The sequence below is a fragment of the Pseudomonas jinjuensis genome (assembly GCF_900103845.1).
In the GTDB taxonomy this organism is placed as follows: Bacteria; Pseudomonadota; Gammaproteobacteria; order Pseudomonadales; family Pseudomonadaceae; genus Pseudomonas; species Pseudomonas jinjuensis.
Genome location: NZ_FNIJ01000009.1, coordinates 131302 through 146674, shown reverse-complemented (window position 1 = coordinate 146674; position 15373 = coordinate 131302). Strand labels below are relative to the sequence as shown.

The following is a 15373-nucleotide window of genomic DNA, read 5'->3' as shown; positions in this document are numbered from 1 at the left end:
CGCATGGCCGTGCAGGATCTGCTTTCCCAGGATGAAATCGACGCGCTGCTGCACGGCGTCGACGATGGCCTGGTGGAGCCCGAAGAGGAACTGGAGCCCGGTACGGTCAAGTCCTACGACCTGACCAGCCAGGACCGCATCGTCCGCGGTCGCATGCCGACCCTGGAGATGATCAACGAGCGCTTCGCCCGCTATACCCGCATCAGCATGTTCAACCTGCTGCGCCGCTCGGCGGACGTGGCGGTGGGCGGGGTGCAGGTGATGAAGTTCGGCGAGTACGTGCACTCGCTGTACGTGCCGACCAGCCTCAACCTGGTGAAGATGAAGCCGCTGCGCGGCACCGCGCTGTTCATCCTCGACGCCAAGCTGGTGTTCAAGCTGGTCGACAACTTCTTCGGCGGCGACGGCCGCCACGCCAAGATCGAGGGCCGCGAATTCACGCCCACCGAGCTGCGCGTGGTGCGCATGGTGGTCGAGCAGGCCTTCGTCGACCTCGCCGAAGCCTGGAGCGCGGTGATGCCGATCGCCTTCGAGTACGTCAACTCGGAGGTCAACCCGGCCATGGCGAACATCGTCAGCCCCAGCGAAGTGGTGGTGGTCTCGACCTTCCACATCGAGCTGGACGGCGGCGGCGGCGACCTGCACATCACCCTGCCGTACTCGATGATCGAGCCGGTCCGCGAACTGCTCGACGCCGGCTTCAAGTCCGACGTCGACGACCAGGACGAGCGCTGGATCAACGCCCTGCGCGAGGACATCCTCGACGTGCGCGTGCCGCTGGACGCCACCGTGGTGCGCCGGCAGCTCAAGCTGCGCGACATCCTGCACATGCAGCCGGGCGACGTGATCCCGGTGGAGCTGCCGGAACACATGATCATGCGCGCCAACGGCGTGCCTTCCTTCAAGGTCAAGCTGGGTTCGCACAAGGGCAACCTGGCGCTGCAGATTATCGATCCGCTCGAACGCCCGCGTTGAGCGCATCAACCAGAGGACTAACCCATGGCAGACCAGAACAACGTGACCCCCGAGGAGCAGGCGCTGGCCGACGAATGGGCCGCCGCGCTTTCCGAATCGGGCGACATCGACCAGAGCGGCATCGACGCGCTGATGACCCCGCCGAAGAGCCCGCCGCGCGCGCCCCGTGCGCCGATGGAGGAGTTCGGCATGGCGCCCAAGGCGCCGACCATCGCCGGCCTGGAAGGGCCGAACCTGGACGTGATCCTGGATATTCCGGTGACCATCTCCATGGAGGTCGGCCGCTCCGAGATCAGCATCCGCAACCTGCTGCAGCTCAACCAGGGCTCGGTGATCGAACTCGACCGCCTGGCCGGAGAGCCGCTCGACGTGCTGGTCAACGGCACCCTGATCGCCCACGGCGAGGTGGTGGTGGTGAACGAGAAGTTCGGCATCCGCCTCACCGACGTGATCAGCCCCAGCGAACGCATCAAGAAGCTGCGCTGACATGAACCGCCTGATCGCCTTCCTCGCCTTGCTGCCGGCGCTCGCCATCGCCGAGGAAACCCCTGCGCCGGCCATCGTCCACGCCACCACCACGCCGGGGATGATCACCGGCAGCGCTGGCACGCAGCTGATGCAGCTGCTGTTCGGCCTGGTGCTGGTGGTCGCGCTGATCTTCCTGCTCGCCTGGCTGTTGCGCCGGGTGCAGCAGGTCACCCCGCGCGGCAACCAGGTGATCCGCGTGCTCTCCACCCAGCCCCTCGGTCCGCGCGACCGCCTGGTGCTGGTGCAGGTGGGCAAGGAGCAGATCCTCCTCGGCCTCACCCCCGGCCGCATCACGCCGCTGCACGTGATGCAGGAGCCGGTGCACCTGGCCGATTCCGAACCCGCCAGCCCCGATTTCGCCCGTGGCCTGCTGGAACTGCTGAACAAGGACAAGGGCCGCCCGCAATGACCTTAGCTTCCGCGCGGTGCGCCCTGCTGCGCTGGGCGCCGCTGGCGCTCGGCCTGTTTCTGCTCGGATTGCCCCAGGCCTTCGCCGCCGACCCGCTGCAGATTTCGGCGATCACCGTGACCACCAACCCGCAGGGCCAGCAGGAATACTCGGTCAGCCTGCAGATCCTGCTGATCATGACCGCGCTGAGCTTCATCCCGGCGTTCGTCATGCTGATGACCAGCTTCACGCGGATCATCATCGTCTTCTCCATCCTGCGTCAGGCGCTGGGCCTGCAGACCACTCCGTCGAACCAGGTGCTGGTCGGCATGGCGCTGTTCCTCACCCTGTTCGTCATGGCGCCGGTGTTCGACAGGATCAACGGCCAGGCGCTGCAGCCCTATCTCAATGAGCAGATCCCGGCGCAGGAAGCGCTCAGCCGCGCCGAGGTGCCGCTGAAGGAATTCATGCTGGCGCAGACCCGGCAGTCCGACCTCGACCTGTTCGTGCGCCTGTCCAAGCGCACCGACATCGCCAGCGCGGACGCCACGCCGCTGACCATCCTGGTCCCGGCCTTCGTCACCTCCGAGCTGAAGACCGCGTTCCAGATCGGCTTCATGATCTTCATCCCGTTCCTGATCATCGACCTGGTGGTGTCCAGCGTGCTGATGGCGATGGGCATGATGATGCTGTCGCCGCTGATCATCTCGCTGCCGTTCAAGATCATGCTGTTCGTGCTGGTGGACGGCTGGGCGCTGATCATCGGGACGCTGGCGGGCAGTTTCGGAACCGTATGACGATGTTCGCTTTTCGTAGGAGCGAGCTTGCTCGCGAAGCTTTTCCATTGCCTGTGTTCGCGAGCGAGCTCGCTCCTACATTGATTGCGCAGGACCAGACATGACCCCCGAAATCGCCGTAGACCTGTTCCGCGAAGCGCTCTGGCTGACCGCCATGATCGTCGGCATCCTCATCGTGCCGAGCCTGCTGGTCGGCCTGCTGGTGGCGATGTTCCAGGCCGCCACGCAGATCAACGAACAGACCCTGAGCTTCCTGCCGCGCCTGATCGTGGTGCTGCTCACCCTGATCGTCCTGGGCCCGTGGCTGATCCGCCAGCTGATGGAATACACCCAGACGCTGATCGCCAATATCCCGACGCTGATCGGCTGATGCTGGAACTGAGCAACGCGCAGATCGGCGGCTGGATCGGCAGTTTCCTCTGGCCGCTGTTCCGCATCGCCGCGCTGCTGATGACCATGCCGATCATCGGCACCCAGCTGGTGCCGGTGCGCGTGCGCCTGTACCTGGCGCTGGCGATCTGCGTGGTGCTGGTGCCCAGCCTGCCGCCGATGCCGCAGGTGGACCCGCTGAGCCTGCGCGCGCTGCTGATCATCGGCGGCGAAATCCTCGTCGGCGCCATGCTCGGCTTCGTCCTGCAGCTGATGTTCCACGCCTTCGTCATCGCCGGGCAGATCATCTCCATGCAGATGGGCCTCGGCTTCGCCTCCATGGTCGACCCGGCCAACGGCATCTCGGTGCCGGTGCTCGGGCAGTTCTTCACCATGCTGGTGACCCTGCTGTTCCTCGCCATGAACGGCCATTTGGTGGTGTTCGAGGTGATCGCCGAAAGCTTCGTCACCCTGCCGGTGGGCGAGGGGCTGGCCGGCGCGCACCTGTGGGAAGTGGCCGGCAAGCTCGGCTGGGCGATCGGCGCCGGCCTGCTGCTGGCGCTGCCGGCGATCACCGCGCTCTTGGTGGTCAACCTGGCGTTCGGCGCCATGACCCGCGCCGCGCCGCAGCTGAACATCTTCTCCATCGGCTTCCCGCTGACCCTGGTTATGGGCCTGGTGATCCTCTGGATCGGCACCGCCGACATCCTCGCGCAGTACCAGGTACTGGCCGGCGAGGCCCTGCAACTGCTGCGCGAACTGGCCCGGGCGAGGTAGGCGGATGGCCGAGAACGACCACAGTGCCGAGGACCGCACAGAGGAACCCACGGAGAAGCGGCGGCGAGAGGCGCGAGAGAAGGGCCAGCTGCCGCGATCCCGCGAACTCAACACCCTGGCGGTGCTGGTCGCCGGCGCCGGCGGCCTGCTGATCTTTGGCGCGGCGCTGGCCGACGCCCTGCTGCGGCTGATGCGCGGCAGCTTCCAGCTGTCCCGCGAGACGGTGATGAACACCGACAGCATGCTCCAGCTGCTCGCCGCCGGCGGGAAACTGGCGGCTTCCGGCGCCTGGCCGGTCCTCGCGCTGCTGCTCCTGGCCGCGCTGGTCGGCCCGATTGCGCTGGGCGGCTGGCTGTTCTCCAGCGAGGCGCTGGCGCCGAAGTTCGAGCGCCTGAACCCGCTGGCCGGGCTGAAGCGGATGTTCTCGGCGAAATCCCTGCTGGAGCTGTTCAAGGCGCTGGTGAAGTTCGTCGTGGTGCTGCTGGTGGCGCTGCTGGTGCTGCAGTCGGACAGGGACGACCTGCTGTCCATGGCCCACGAGCCTCTGGAACAGGCCATCGTCCATAGCGCGAAAGTGGCGGGCTGGAGCGCGCTGTGGCTGGCGGTCAGCCTGCTGCTGATCGCCGCCGTGGATGTGCCCTACCAGCTGTGGGACAACCGCAAGAAGCTGATGATGACCAAGCAGGAAGTCCGCGACGAATACAAGGACAGCGAAGGCAAGCCGGAGGTGAAGGCCAAGGTCCGCCAGATGCAGCGCGAGATGGCGCAGCGGCGGATGATGCAGGCGGTGCCGAACGCCGACGTGGTGATCACCAACCCGACCCACTTCGCCGTCGCCCTCAAGTACGACCCCGACGCCGCCGGCGCGCCCAGGCTGCTGGCCAAGGGTGGCGACCAGATCGCCCTGAAGATCCGCGAGATCGCCAACGAGCACAAGGTGACGGTGCTGGAGTCCCCGGCGCTGGCGCGGGCGGTGTTCTATTCCACCGAGCTGGACCAGGAGATTCCGGCCGGCCTGTACCTCGCCGTGGCGCAGGTGCTGGCCTACGTGTACCAGCTCAGGCAGTTCAGGGCAGGGAAGGGCAAGCGCCCCGACCCGCTGGGCGAGCCGACGATTCCGGAAGATCTGCGCAGGGATCAGTAGGAACTGGCGTAGGGTGGATCAGCTCCATCGATCCACCATGGCCGCGCATGCGGCCCGCACGGGGTGGATGAAAAAAGCCTCATCCCGCCCCCGGCCCCTGGTGGAAATGCTTCGCGATCTCCACCCTACGGTTGAGACCTCTGTCGGACCTGTAGGAGCCAGCTTGCTGGCGATCAGTGGTGGGCGAGATTGGATCGCCAGCAAGCTGGCTCCTGCGAAAAGCAGTGTGCAGGGTGGGCAACGCTCCGCTTGTCCACCATCCCGCCCCCGGACCCTGGTGGAAATGCTTCGCGATTTCCACCCTACGGTTGAGTCCTCTGCCGGACCTGTAGATGCCCGCTCGCTGGCGAAAATTTGCGCAGGACTGCGACGCAGCCCGTCGCGTCATGGATAGCCGTATGCGGCGGCATGCCGTATAACGTCCCCCCTTTGTTTCCATTCTCCTGGTGCCGGCCGCTACACCCGCATGAAAACCCCGAAACGCCTTGAGCCATTGCTGGAAGATGGCCTGATCGATGAAGTCCTGCGCCCGCTGATGAGCGGCAAGGAAGCCTCCGTCTATGTGGTGCGCTGCGGCAGCGAGCTGCGCTGCGCCAAGGTCTACAAAGAGGCCAACAAGCGTGGCTTCCGCCAGGCCGCCGAGTACCAGGAAGGCCGCAAGGTGCGCAACAGCCGGGACGCCCGGGCCATGGCCAAGGGCTCGAAATACGGCCGCCGCGAACGCGAGGACAACTGGCAGAACGCCGAAGTCGCCGCGCTGTTCCGCCTGGCGAATGCCGGCGTGAGGGTTCCGAAACCCTACGATTTCCTCGATGGCGTGCTGCTGATGGAACTGGTCGGCGACGGTATGGGCGACGCCGCACCGCGCCTGAACGACGTCGACCTGACGCCCGAGGATGCCCGTGAATTCCATGCATTCATGATCGGCGAGATCGTCAAGATGCTCTGCGCCGGCCTGATCCACGGCGACCTGTCCGAATTCAACGTCCTGCTCGATCCCTATGGTCCGGTGATCATCGACCTGCCGCAGGCCGTGGACGCCGCCGGCAACAACCATGCGCTGCGCATGCTCGAACGCGACGTCGGCAACATGGCCGCCTACTTCGGCCAATTCGCCCCCGAGCTGCAGTTCACCCGCTACGCCAAGGAAATGTGGGCGCTCTACGAGGCGGGCGAACTGACCCCCACCACGCAACTCACCGGCGAATTCGCCGAACCCGAGGACGCCGCCGACCTCGACGCCGTGATGCGCGAAATCAAGGCCGCCCTGGCCGACGAAACCCGCCGCCAGGCAGCGCGGGCCGAGCAGGATGCTCCGCTCGAGAAGGAAGAGCCGACGCCGCCGTGGATGCTCCACTGAGGCCGGGCAGGGTGGAAAAGCGCTCGGCAGGTTCCTAGCGCTTCACGCAGACAAACAATGCATTCCCGGACGTTCCGCCCCAGGGAGTGATGCGTTCGTAGTCATGCTCGAAGACCTGCACCTCGAAGTGCGGCTGCAACAGCTGCTGCAGCTCGGTGAAACTCAGGGCGACCATGGCATGTTCGTCCTCCCAGACCTGGGTCACCCCCGCCGTGGTCTTCTCGATACTGAGGCGCAGCGCCTGCCGCTCGCCCTCGCCGCTGTAGTACCAGCCGGAACCAAAGGTGAAGTGGCTGCCCTCGTGCTCCACGCTATGGCGCACGAATGAGCGGTTGTCGATCTGCCGCTTGTCCACCGCGTTGAAGCAGAACACACCGTTATCCTCGAGCGCCCCGTGCACGCTGGCCAGGCACGCGCGCAACTGCTCCAGCCCGGCGTTGTAGTGGATCGAGTAGAGGAAGCAGGTGATCAGATCCACTGGCTCGTCCACCCGGAAGCTCGCCATGTCCTGCCGGCTGAACTGCGCCTCGGGGCAGCGCAGCTGGGCGATATCCAGCATCGGCTGATTGATGTCCAGGCCGGCACTGCGGTAGCCGAAGTCGAGGAAATGGCGCACGTGCGGCCCGGTGCCACAGCCGAGATCCAGGTGCCTGCGCCCCTGATTGCCGAACAACTGGTGCAGCCGGCGCACGCTGTGGCTCTGCGCCCGGTAGTCGATGTCGGCGCACATCAGGTCGTAGTAAGTGGACAGGTCGGTGTACAGCGCATTGGAGGACATAAGCGGCCAAGGGATTCGACGGAGGTTTCGGCGCAGCATGGTACCTCAGTCCCGAGCGGTCCCCAGCGAAAACGAATAGCCAGGTGGGCGCAGCCGGGTAGGGTGGAAAACCGCGAAGCGTTTTCCACCATGATCCATTTTGCGGAATACGGACTGCCTACTGGGGACGATAACAGCCGCTCCGTACTGGCTGGCCAGTTGTAGCCGTTCGCGGCAGTTTGCAGCCAGCCAGGACCAGAGCCAGGTTTGGGGGAGTCCAGCAAGAAACTGAATATGCCCCCGTTTTCGCAGACCATACTTGTCGCTTTCCAGGAACGTGAGGTGACGAGATGATTCGTGGAGCAGAGAACAGTGGGCTTTACCAAGAGTATTACGAGATCGTGCGTAGCCCGGAAGCTAAGCGCGCGTTCTTGTTCATGGTTGGATGGGCATCAACTCTGAGAGGCTATGACTTCTTCCCTGCCTCGCATGGGCACATCAAGGATTTTCGATTCTTGCGCGGTAATGATTGGGATTTTGCATTTATCCCTAACCAGAAGTGGCTGCTGTTCTACTTCAGGAAGCCTTGCCTGCGACTCCCAAAGTACTCAAGGGATGAAATCCTGGGTCAACTTTCGAGCGCAAGGCAAACCAACGCTGGCGAGTTCACTGTCAGGCTAGAAAAAGTGAGCGATGTAATACGATTGGCCAGCTATATCGAGAGTTGAAAGTGAGAAAAGAGGAAGGATTTGTTCAGTTTCGTTAGCTCTGTCTGCCCACCCTCATGCCTGCCTGCTGTTGAGCCGCCCATCACTTTCGCGCCGATCCAAGTTGGCCCATGCCTTCCCCTCCAAGGACACGAAAAAGGGACAAATTTATCTTTCTACTACTAGAGTAGGAAAATAAATCTGCCCCTTTTGCTCCTTTTCGCTTGCAGGGCTTCTTTAGACCCTTTCGAACAACAGACCACGAATCTCCAACTGACCAGCCTCCTTCCACTTAATCCGCGCAGTTTTGCGACCTGGGGTTGCTTCGCCGAATAGTTCAATCCACGCATTTCGGAAGCTCTTGTATGTCACGCCATTGACCCTGCATTGGGGACTATCCAAGCGTGCTGCTCGCACCTCCGGAATGTCCCAACCATTCATTCTGGACGGGACTTTGCTGTGGCCTTCGATATCGCACACCTGATAGCCCTCACCCAACGGTGACTCCAGCGCAGCGTAAAGGAGGTTTCTCACTAAGCGTAGGTAGCCAATACGAAAACATTCCGTATGGCCATCAGTGATACGACTCGCACCCTTGCCGCGTGCGCTTGGTAGCGAGCGCAGAATTAGCAACTCGATGTGACGGGCGGCGTCGATATTCGGCAGCTTGTAGAGCGTCCCCTCAGCGACAACAAAGTCTTGGCGGGTGTGTTTGTAGAGACGGCTGGTAGGCTCCGTGCTGATACCAACCTTGAACACATCGCCGTCACTGTGGACCAGCAAGTAAAGATACCCATGGGACATGGTCATTACTCCGGTGAGGATCGTCCAGTTGCAAATCATCGTATCCCATGAAGTAGGTGCCGAAGCACCACTCGCGAAGTGAATCGACCCTGATTTCGTAGACATCTTCGAACGGCGCTAGGGGGCAACGCTCTGCCTGCCGACCATCTGCTGTTGAGCCGCCCATCGCGTTCGCGCCTATCCAAGTTGGCCCACTTCCTGCACTTCCCCCTCCCAGCGCCAATTCGGCGTCAAGATTTTGATCTCGCGGGCTTTTTCGTCCGCCTGGGTAGCAGGGAGTCAAGGTGGACCGCACGCAACTGATCGGGCAGATGCGCAGCAATCTGGCAGGGCTGGGCCGGGGCAGTCTCGGGGTGCCGCTGCTGCTGCTGGCGATGCTCGCCATGATGACCCTGCCGATCCCGCCGTTCCTGCTGGACGTGCTGTTCACCTTCAACATCGCCCTGTCCATCGTCGTCCTGCTGGTCTGCGTGTACGCGCTGCGGCCGCTGGATTTCGCCGTGTTCCCGACCATCCTGCTGGTCGCCACGCTGCTGCGCCTGGCGCTGAACGTCGCCTCGACGCGCGTGGTGCTGCTCCACGGCCACGACGGCCACGCCGCGGCGGGCAAGGTGATCCAGGCGTTCGGCGAGGTGGTGATCGGCGGCAACTACGTGGTCGGCGTGGTGGTGTTCGCGATCCTCATGATCATCAACTTCGTGGTGGTCACCAAGGGTGCCGGGCGGATCTCGGAAGTCAGCGCGCGCTTCACCCTCGACGCCATGCCCGGCAAGCAGATGGCCATCGATGCCGACCTCAACGCCGGCCTGATCGAGCAGGCGGAAGCCAAGAAGCGCCGCAGCGAGGTGGCCCAGGAGGCCGACTTCTACGGCTCCATGGACGGTGCCAGCAAGTTCGTCCGCGGCGACGCCGTGGCCGGCCTGCTGATCCTCTTCATCAACCTGCTCGGCGGTGTCGCCATCGGCATGGCCCAGCACGGCATGCCGTTCGCCGAGGCGGGCAAGGTCTACGCGCTGCTGACCATCGGCGACGGCCTGGTGGCGCAGCTGCCGTCGCTGCTGCTGTCCACTGCCGCGGCGATCATGGTGACCCGCGTGTCCAGTTCCGAGGACATGGGCCAGCAGGTCAACCGGCAGATGTTCGCCTCGCCCAAGGCGCTGGCGATTTCCGCCGCGATCCTCATCGCCATGGGCCTGGTGCCGGGCATGCCGCACGTGTCCTTCGTCGGCCTCGGCGCGCTGGCCGCCGGCGGCGCCTGGCTGATCTGGAAGCGCCAGCAGCAGGCTGCCGTGCAGGTGGAGCAGGAAACCCGCCAGCAGCAGGACCAGTTGCCGGCGCAGCGCGCCCAGGAAGTGAAGGAGCTGGGCTGGGACGACGTCACCCCGGTGGACATGGTCGGCCTGGAAGTCGGCTACCGGCTGATCCCGCTGGTGGACCGCAACCAGGGCGGGCAGCTGCTGGCGCGGATCAAGGGCGTGCGCAAGAAGCTGTCCCAGGACCTCGGTTTCCTCATGCCGTCGGTGCACATCCGCGACAACCTCGACCTGCTGCCCAACTCCTACCGCCTGACGCTGATGGGCGTCAGCGTGGCCGAGGCGGAGATCTATCCGGACCGCGAACTGGCGATCAACCCCGGCCAGGTGTTCGGCACGCTCAACGGCATCGCCGGCAAGGACCCGGCGTTCGGCCTGGAGGCGGTGTGGATCGACGCCGGCCAGCGCGACCAGGCGCAATCGCTGGGCTACACCGTGGTCGACGCCAGCACCGTGGTCGCCACCCACCTCAGCCAGGTGCTGAGCAAGCACGCCCACGAGCTGCTCGGCCACGAGGAAGTCCAGCAACTGCTGCAACTGCTGGCGAAGAGTTCGCCGAAGCTGGCCGAGGAGCTGGTGCCCGGGCTGGTTTCCCTGTCGACCCTGCTCAAGGTGCTGCAGGCGCTGCTGCAGGAGCAGGTGCCGGTGCGCGACATCCGCACCATCGCCGAGGCCATCGCCAACACCGCCGCCAGGAGTCAAGATCCCGCCGCCATGGTCGCGGCGGTGCGGGTCTCGCTGGCCCGCGCAATCGTGCAAAGCGTTGTGGGGCTTGAGCCGGAGCTGCCTGTGATCACCCTCGAACCGAGGTTGGAACAGATCTTGCTGAATAGCCTGCAGAAGGCCGGACAGGGTTCGGAAGACGGCATGTTGCTGGAGCCGGGCATGGCCGAGAAGCTGCAACGCTCGCTGGTCGAGTCGGCGCAGCGCCAGGAAATGCTCGGCAAGCCGGCGATCCTCCTGGTGGCAGGCCCCATCCGCGCGATGATGTCGCGCTTCGGGCGGATGGCGGTGCCGGGCATGCACGTGCTGGCCTACCAGGAAATACCGGACAACAAGCAGGTCACCATCGTCGCCACCGTTGGCCAGAACTAAGCGGCACAGAATTAAAGGGACGGGTCATGCAGGTAAAACGCTTCTTCGCCGCCGATATGCGTCAGGCCATGAAACTGGTTCGTGACGAGCTGGGCGCGGATGCCGCGATCATCGGCAACCGCCGGGTTGCCGGCGGCGTCGAGCTGACCGCGGCGCTGGACTACCAGCCGCCGGCGGCGCCGAGCCGGCCGAATCCCGCGCTGGAAAGCGAGCTGCGCAAGACCCAGGCGCGCATAGCCGAGGCTCGGGCCGAGCTGGAGGCACCGACCCGCAAGGTCGAGGCCCCGGCGAAGGACCGTCAATTGTACGGCGCGCAGCCCGAGGCGATGCCGGCTCCGCTCGCCGCACCGGCAGCCGGTGGCGAGCAGACGCTGGAAGCCATGCGCAACGAACTCAACGGCCTGCGCGAACTGATCGAAGTGCAGCTCGGCTCCATCGCCTGGGGCCAGATGCAGCAGCAGCGGCCGAGGCAGGCCAACCTCTGGCGCCGCCTGCAGCGCATGGGCCTGCCGGCGGACCTGAGCCGCCAGCTGCTGGAACAGGTGGCCGGCATCGCCGACCCGAAGCAGGCCTGGCGCATGCTGCTGGCGCACCTGGCGCGCGCGGTGGAAACCCCGGAAGACGACCTGCTGGAGCAGGGCGGGGTGGTCGCGCTGGTCGGTCCGGCCGGCATGGGCAAGACCACCACCCTGGCCAAGCTGGCCGCCAGCTACGTGCTGAAGTACGGCGCGCAGAGCCTGGCGCTGGTGAGCATGGACAGCTACCGTCTCGGCGCGCAGGAGCAGATCAAGACCCTCGGGCGCATCCTCGACGTCTCGGTGACACTGGTCGATCCCGGCCAGTCGCTGGTCCAGGCCCTGGCCCCGCTGGCGCGCAAGCGCCTGGTGCTGATCGACACCGCCGGCCTGACCGCCAGCGATCCGGCGCTGCGCATGCAGCTCGGTGCGCTGGCCGCGCAGAGCCTCAGGGTGCGCAACTACCTGGTGCTGGCGACGACCAGCCAGAGCCAGGTGCTGAAGTCCGCCTGGCATGCCTACCGCGAATGCGGGCTGGCCGGTTGCATCCTGACCAAGCTGGACGAAGCGGGTAATCTCGGCGACTCGCTGGCCCTGGCGATCAGCCAGCGCCTGCCGGTGGCCTACCTGGCCGACGGGCCGAGGATTCCGGACGACCTGCAGGTGGCGCGCAGCCACCAGCTGGTCAGCCGCGCGGTGAGCCTGCAGACGGCCGAGGAGCCCTGCGAGGACACCATGGCCGGGGTGTTCTCCGGGCTGGTGCGGCGCGCCGGCTGAAGATTTCGAAGAGGGCCCGCCAGGTGCGGGCCGGGTGGCCAGGGTTGGCCGGACGATGCGGATGCCTGGAAGACAGATCCGCGAATGACCAGACAAGGTAAGACATATGGGTAGCATGCATCCCGTTCAGGTAATCGCAGTCACCGGTGGCAAGGGTGGCGTCGGCAAGACCAACGTGTCGGTGAACCTGTCCCTGGCGCTGGCCGAACTGGGCCGGCGCGTCCTGCTGCTGGACGCCGACCTCGGCCTGGCCAACGTCGACGTCCTGCTCGGCCTGACGCCGCAGCACACGCTGGCCGACGTCATCGAAGGCGAGTGCGAGCTGCGCGACGTGCTGCTGCAGGGGCCGGGCGGCATCCGCATCGTGCCGGCGGCGTCCGGCACGCAGAGCATGGTGCACCTGACGCCCATGCAGCACGCCGGCCTGATCCAGGCCTTCAGCGACATCAGCGAGAACGTCGACGTGCTGGTGGTGGACACCGCCGCCGGCATCGGCGACTCGGTGATCAGCTTCGTCCGCGCCGCGCAGGAGGTGCTGCTGGTGGTGTGCGACGAGCCGACCTCGATCACCGACGCCTACGCGCTGATCAAGCTGCTCAACCGCGACTACGGCATGACCCGCTTCCGCGTGCTGGCGAACATGGCCCACAGCCCGCAGGAGGGCCGCAACCTGTTCGCCAAGCTGACCAAGGTCACCGACCGCTTCCTCGACGTGGCGCTGCAGTACGTCGGCGCCATTCCCTACGACGAGATGGTGCGCAAGGCGGTGCAGAAGCAGCGCGCGGTGTACGAGGCGTTCCCGCGCAGCAAGGCGTCGCTGGCGTTCCGCGCCATCGCGCAGAAGGTCGACAGCTGGCCGCTGCCGGCGAACCCGCGCGGCCACCTGGAATTCTTCGTCGAACGGCTCGTGCAGAGCCCCGGTTCAGGACCCAGCGCATGATGACAGCCGGAGCCCGCATGTACGGCAAGGCCCAGGCGCAGAGCGCCCAGGAGCAGCTGATCCAGCGCCACGCGCCGCTGGTCAAGCGTATCGCCTACCACCTGCTCGGCCGCCTGCCGGCCAGCGTGCAGGTCGAGGACCTGATGCAGGCCGGGATGATCGGCCTGCTGGAAGCGGCGAAGAAGTACGACGCCGGCAAGGGCGCCAGCTTCGAGACCTACGCCGGCATCCGCATCCGCGGCGCGATGCTCGACGAGGTGCGCAAGGGCGACTGGGCGCCGCGTTCGGTGCACCGCAACACGCGCCTGGTGAGCGATGCGATCCGCACGGTGGAAGCGCGAACCGGACGTGACGCTAAAGATCAGGAGGTCGCTGCCGAACTCAATATGAGTCTCGACGATTACTACGCGATCCTCAGCGACACCCAGGGCAGCCGGCTGTACAGCTTCGACGACCTGCTGCAGGACGGCGAGCAGGGCGGCGGAATGCGCGAGGACAGCTCGCAACTGGACAACGAGCCGTCCCACGGACTGGAGGACGAGCGCTTCCAGGCGGCGCTGGCGGATGCCATCAGCAAGCTGCCGGAGCGCGAGCGGCTGGTGCTGGCGCTGTACTACGACGAGGAACTCAACCTCAAGGAGATCGGCGAGGTGCTGGGAGTCAGCGAATCGCGGGTCTGCCAGCTGCACAGCCAGTGCGCCGCCCGCTTGCGCGCGCGCCTGGCGGAATGGCGCGCGCCCTGACGAACGGGCGGGGCGTGGCCAGCGAATAGCGGCGGGAGGATTTGTCCTCCCGCTGTTCCGTCGGTCCGGCGAATCCGCCGACGGAACGAACGAACAGGCCCGGCACGCGCCGGGCGACGAAGATCGAGGGACACGTCCGGGGGCGTGTCCGGAAATGGATGGAGGCGGGTTTGGACAAGAACATGAAAATTCTCATCGTGGACGACTTTTCCACGATGAGGCGCATCATCAAGAACCTCCTGCGCGACCTCGGGTTCACCAACACCGCCGAGGCCGACGACGGCACCAGCGCGCTGCCGATGCTGCAGAGCGGCAACTTCGATTTCCTCATCACCGACTGGAACATGCCCGGCATGACCGGCATCGACCTGCTCCGCACGGTGCGCGCCGACGCCCGCCTGCAGCACCTGCCGGTGCTGATGGTGACCGCCGAGGCCAAGCGCGAGCAGATCATCGAGGCGGCCCAGGCCGGGGTGAACGGCTATGTGGTCAAGCCCTTCACCGCGCAGGTCCTGAAGGAAAAGATCGAGAAAATCTTCGAACGGGTCGGCGCCTGATACGGGCCTTGGGGGCGTCAATGGAACTGGTCAACGAAGCCGTGGGCGATTACGAATCGACCCTCAAACAACACGCGCAGGAACTGCTCGCCAGCCTGGAACGCGGCGAACTCAAGGATGCGGCCCAGCTCATCACCGAACTCAACCGGGTCCGCGACAGCGGCCTGTACCGGGAAGTCGGCAAGCTCACCCGCGAACTGCACAACGCCATCGTCAACTTCCAGGTCGACCCGCGCTCGCCGTACGCGCAGGAAGTCTCGGAGATCGCCGACGCCACCGACCGCCTGTCCTACGTGGTGCAGATGACCGAGAACGCGGCCAACCGCACCATGGACCTGGTGGAGCAGAGCACCCCGCTGCTCGCCGACCTGGGCAACGAGGCCGGCGCGCTGTACGAGGAATGGCAGCGCCTGCGCCGCCGCGAGCTGGGCGCGGAAGACTTCCGCCAGCTGGCCGCGCGCATGGAGCGCTTCCTCCAGCGCAGCGTCGAGGACAACCGCGCGCTGTCGGCCAACCTCAACGACATCCTTCTCGCCCAGGACTTCCAGGACCTCACCGGCCAGGTGATCAAGCGCGTCACGCGGCTGGTCACCAACGTCGAGAGCGACCTGGTGAAGCTGGTCTGCATGGCCGGCCAGGTCGACCGCTTCGTGGGCATCGAACACGACCACGCGCAGATGCGCGAAGAAGTCGCCAAACAACGAGCATCCCAGGGTGAAGGTCCGCAGGTCGCTGCCGATAAGAGAGAAGACGTGGTGTCCGGCCAGGACGACGTCGACGACCTGCTGTCCAGCCTTGGTTTCTGAGTCGTCGATGGGCGCTTCCGG

The 15373-nt window shown here is 65.4% G+C and carries 17 protein-coding genes; 15 read left to right on the top strand and 2 right to left on the bottom strand.

Going from position 1 to position 15373, the window contains the following annotated elements; all coding sequences use genetic code 11:
* Positions 1-3: 3 nt before the first annotated feature.
* From fliM to BLR75_RS14535, 8 genes are all read left to right on the top strand, one after another.
* On the top strand, positions 4-975 hold the full coding sequence (gene fliM, locus BLR75_RS14570; protein WP_084311336.1) for a flagellar motor switch protein FliM: 972 nt from the start codon (positions 4-6) through the stop codon (positions 973-975).
* Between the two features lie 24 nt (positions 976-999).
* Entirely contained in the window at positions 1000-1461 is a 462-nt protein-coding gene (fliN, locus tag BLR75_RS14565) for a flagellar motor switch protein FliN (protein WP_084311335.1), read from the top strand.
* Between the two features lies 1 nt (position 1462).
* Positions 1463-1912, top strand: a complete 450-nt coding sequence (fliO, locus tag BLR75_RS14560) for a flagellar biosynthetic protein FliO (protein WP_084311334.1) — start codon at positions 1463-1465, stop codon at positions 1910-1912.
* Positions 1909-2688: a flagellar type III secretion system pore protein FliP gene (gene fliP / locus BLR75_RS14555; RefSeq protein ID WP_084311333.1), complete on the top strand. Its 780-nt coding sequence runs from the start codon at positions 1909-1911 to the stop codon at positions 2686-2688. The genes fliO and fliP overlap by 4 nt, the downstream gene beginning before the upstream one ends.
* Positions 2689-2788: 100 nt before the next feature.
* Positions 2789-3058 (top strand): flagellar biosynthesis protein FliQ, encoded by a 270-nt coding sequence (fliQ, locus tag BLR75_RS14550; protein WP_084311332.1) that lies wholly within the window; start codon positions 2789-2791, stop codon positions 3056-3058.
* Positions 3058-3834, top strand: a complete 777-nt coding sequence (gene fliR / locus BLR75_RS14545) for a flagellar biosynthetic protein FliR (protein WP_084311331.1) — start codon at positions 3058-3060, stop codon at positions 3832-3834. Before fliQ ends, fliR begins: the two co-directional genes overlap by 1 nt.
* A 4-nt stretch (positions 3835-3838) precedes the next feature.
* A complete protein-coding gene (gene flhB / locus BLR75_RS14540) occupies positions 3839-4978 on the top strand; it encodes a flagellar biosynthesis protein FlhB (RefSeq protein WP_084311330.1) in 1140 nt (379 codons plus the stop codon).
* A gap of 466 nt (positions 4979-5444) precedes the next feature.
* Positions 5445-6338 (top strand): PA4780 family RIO1-like protein kinase, encoded by an 894-nt coding sequence (locus tag BLR75_RS14535; RefSeq protein ID WP_084311329.1) that lies wholly within the window; start codon positions 5445-5447, stop codon positions 6336-6338.
* A gap of 34 nt (positions 6339-6372) precedes the next feature.
* Here the strand turns inward: BLR75_RS14535 and BLR75_RS14530 are convergent, their stop codons facing one another.
* Positions 6373-7116, bottom strand: a complete 744-nt coding sequence (locus BLR75_RS14530) for a class I SAM-dependent DNA methyltransferase (RefSeq protein ID WP_084311328.1) — start codon at positions 7114-7116, stop codon at positions 6373-6375.
* A gap of 329 nt (positions 7117-7445) precedes the next feature.
* On the opposite strand from BLR75_RS14530, the gene BLR75_RS14525 reads away from it, so the two are divergent.
* On the top strand, positions 7446-7823 hold the full coding sequence (locus BLR75_RS14525) for a hypothetical protein (RefSeq protein WP_084311327.1): 378 nt from the start codon (positions 7446-7448) through the stop codon (positions 7821-7823).
* A 216-nt stretch (positions 7824-8039) separates the two neighbouring features.
* Here the strand turns inward: BLR75_RS14525 and BLR75_RS14520 are convergent, their stop codons facing one another.
* Entirely contained in the window at positions 8040-8606 is a 567-nt protein-coding gene (locus BLR75_RS14520; protein WP_245726147.1) for a GIY-YIG nuclease family protein, read from the bottom strand.
* A gap of 284 nt (positions 8607-8890) precedes the next feature.
* Between BLR75_RS14520 and flhA the strand changes: the two genes are divergently transcribed.
* The 6 genes from flhA (at position 8891) to BLR75_RS14490 (ending at position 15352) form a co-directional block, all read left to right on the top strand.
* Positions 8891-11014 (top strand): flagellar biosynthesis protein FlhA, encoded by a 2124-nt coding sequence (gene flhA / locus BLR75_RS14515; RefSeq protein ID WP_084311326.1) that lies wholly within the window; start codon positions 8891-8893, stop codon positions 11012-11014.
* 26 nt (positions 11015-11040) lie between these two features.
* Complete coding sequence (flhF, locus tag BLR75_RS14510) at positions 11041-12306, top strand: flagellar biosynthesis GTPase FlhF (RefSeq protein WP_084311325.1); 1266 nt, start codon at positions 11041-11043, stop codon at positions 12304-12306.
* Between the two features lie 106 nt (positions 12307-12412).
* Entirely contained in the window at positions 12413-13246 is an 834-nt protein-coding gene (gene fleN / locus BLR75_RS14505) for a flagellar synthesis regulator FleN (RefSeq protein ID WP_084311324.1), read from the top strand.
* On the top strand, positions 13243-13989 hold the full coding sequence (gene fliA, locus BLR75_RS14500; protein WP_371858117.1) for an RNA polymerase sigma factor FliA: 747 nt from the start codon (positions 13243-13245) through the stop codon (positions 13987-13989). The genes fleN and fliA overlap by 4 nt, the downstream gene beginning before the upstream one ends.
* A gap of 182 nt (positions 13990-14171) precedes the next feature.
* Positions 14172-14546 carry a chemotaxis response regulator CheY gene (gene cheY / locus BLR75_RS14495; RefSeq protein ID WP_090416087.1) on the top strand — a complete coding sequence of 125 codons (375 nt, stop codon included), beginning with the start codon at positions 14172-14174 and terminating at the stop codon, positions 14544-14546.
* 20 nt (positions 14547-14566) lie between these two features.
* Positions 14567-15352, top strand: a complete 786-nt coding sequence (locus BLR75_RS14490; protein ID WP_084311322.1) for a protein phosphatase CheZ — start codon at positions 14567-14569, stop codon at positions 15350-15352.
* Positions 15353-15373: the final 21 nt, after the last annotated feature.